This window comes from Chryseobacterium sp. LAM-KRS1, assembly GCF_013184525.1.
GTDB classification, from domain to species: domain Bacteria; phylum Bacteroidota; class Bacteroidia; order Flavobacteriales; family Weeksellaceae; genus Chryseobacterium; species Chryseobacterium proteolyticum.
The window spans coordinates 1-2744 of the sequence record NZ_JAAOIZ010000011.1; the positions used below are offsets into that span (position 1 = coordinate 1).

The following is a 2744-nucleotide window of genomic DNA, read 5'->3' on the forward strand; positions in this document are numbered from 1 at the left end:
GAAGGTCATGGTAGAGAGGTGATGAATACAGGTTTAGATATCAGCAGAACAGTAGGATGGTTCACCAGTGTGTATCCTTTTTCGTTAGATATCAGCAATGAGAACCAGCCTGCTTTGGTAAGTATCAAAGAAGATTTGAGAGCTATTCCTTCTAAAGGGATTGGTTATGGAGTATTAAATTATCTTGGAAATTCGTTTTCACCAGTAAATAATCCATCGGTTCAGTTTAATTACCTTGGAGATTTTGATGATGCAGTAGGACCAGCATTTAATTATAGTTCAGAGTCTATTGGTAATGCGGTGTCAGAAGAAAACCTAGGAACCGATATTCTATTGGATGTTTCAGGAATCACGATGAGTGGTGCCATGACTATCACGATCCGTTATTCAGGAGATCTCTTTACTGAAGCTACGGTTCAGAAATTGATAGATAGCTATCAGAATCATTTGGAGAAAATGATTGATGAGAGTGAAGGCTCAGAGGTGATTTTAACACCATCAGATCTTACTTATAAAGGATTGTCATTCAATACGATTCAGGAGATCAATAAGAAAGGGGATATTGAAGATATTTATGAGCTTTCGCCAATGCAGCAGGGCTTGTATTACCATTGGCTTGTGGAACCCAAAGGAGCCACGTATTTCATGCAGACTTCGTACAGGACAAAATCCGAGGGTCTTGATCTGTCAGAAGTAGAAAAGGCATTTGGAATCCTTGTCAATCGCTATACGGTTTTAAGGACTTCTTTTGATAATCGTTATGGAGAAGTTCCTTTGCAGATCGTTCACAAAAAAGCACAAGTTGACTTTAAATATCATACAATAGGATCTAAAGATTCCCTGGAAAACGATCTGGAGATTATTAAAGAAAATGATATTATCCGTGGTTTTGCTCTGAATCAACCTACACAATTACGTTTGATAATAGTAGAATTATCAAATGATACATATGAGTTTATTTGGAGTTATCACCATATCATTATGGATGGATGGTGTCTGAGTATCTTGATCAACGATTTCTCTGCAATATTAGACTCGCTTAAACAAAGTCTGGAAGCCAATTTACCAGAACCTCAGAAATATTCTGCTTATCTTAAATGGCTAAGCGGGATTGATAAAGATTCGGCAATGTTGCATTGGAAAAACTATTTAGAAGGAATTAATACTCCAACGCTTATACCTTTTGAAAAGAACTCCAAAGAAGAACCTCCTCATTTTGTTACCGAAAAATTTAGTGTGGTGGGAGATGAATTTAAAGAAATTGATCAGCTGTGTCAGAAACTTGGAATTACTCTCAATACTTATATACAGGGTGTGTGGTCTTATCTTTTAAGTAAATACAATTCCTCAGAAGAAATCATATTCGGAGCTGTTGTGTCAGGAAGACCGGCAGAAATTGAGGACGTAGAACGTATGGTCGGATTGTTTATCAATACCATCCCTGTAAGGATTTTGGTTAACAAAGATGATACACCGCGTAGCCTTTTGAAAAAAGTACATCAGGATTCTATACAGAATACAGGATATCATTTCAACAGTTTGGCGGAAATTCAATCCTTATCTTCTTTAGGGAAAGATTTGCTAAGCAACATTATTATATTTGAAAACTACGTAAAGAATGAACCGAATGAAAACTTTGAAAATGTAAAAGTTTTTGATCAATCCAACTATAACTTTACATTAGTCGCAGAACCATATGAGGATCATTTAAATATGGATTTTGAATACAATGCATCAGTATATTCTTCTTTTATCAAGATTCTGGTTTCTCACTTGAAAAATGCCCTTAACCAATTTAAAACGTACATTGATACTCCTCTGTCGGAATTAGATTATCTAAGTTTCTCTGAGCGAGAGTTCCTGATCAATGAGCTTAACACTACAGAAGTTGCTTATCCTGCAGATACAACAATTCTAAGTTTATTTGAAGATCAGGTGAATCTTACTCCTGACAATATTGCTGTTGTTTTTGATGATCTTAGCTTAAGCTATACCGAATTGAATGAAAAAGCATCCAGCCTTGCTCTTCAGCTTCAAAGTGCTTATGGAATCAAGAAAGGCGATCAGGTAGGAGTAATGCTTAACCGTGGAGAGAATCAGATCGTTTCCATTCTTGGGATATTGAAACTAGGAGCAGTTTATGTACCTATAGATGCGAATCTTCCAGAATCCAGGAAAGAGGTGATGACCTCCGGATTATCTTTACTGATCACCGAATCTTACTATTTCTTTGACCTTGATTTCTACTCTGGTGAATCTTTTTCTATAGATTTAGAATTCACGGAAGAAGATGCTTCAGGCTTTACATCAGCCGTTTTAGAAAGAGATGATATAGCCTATATCATTTACACTTCAGGTTCTACGGGAGAACCAAAAGGAGTTTTGAATACCCATGGTGGTATTTTAAATACGATGTTATTCCAGAAAGAATTCTTTGAAGTTTCCTCTTATGAAAATGTTGCTCAGTTCGCTTCATTTTCATTTGATGCTTCTATTTCAGAGATTTTCATGACGTTGCTAAGTGGTAAGAGTCTTCATATTTTGAGTGATTCAGTGAGAAAGGATGCTTATGCCTTTGAAGATTATGTAAATAATCATTCCATTGATCTGGTAACACTGCCACCTGCATTTTTCAGTTTATTAAATGTTGAGAGACTTCAGGGATTGAAAGGTTTAATAACCGCAGGAGAATCAGCTATTATGGGGAAGACTAAGGAATATTTGAAGTATGGTACTTTTTACAA

1 protein-coding gene is annotated in these 2744 nt (G+C 36.1%); it reads left to right on the forward strand.

Annotation, left to right across the window (positions count from 1 at the left end; genetic code table 11):
- Positions 1-2744 (forward strand): condensation domain-containing protein (locus tag G9C87_RS20660; protein ID WP_172284686.1); only part of this gene is annotated, 2744 nt, incomplete at both ends.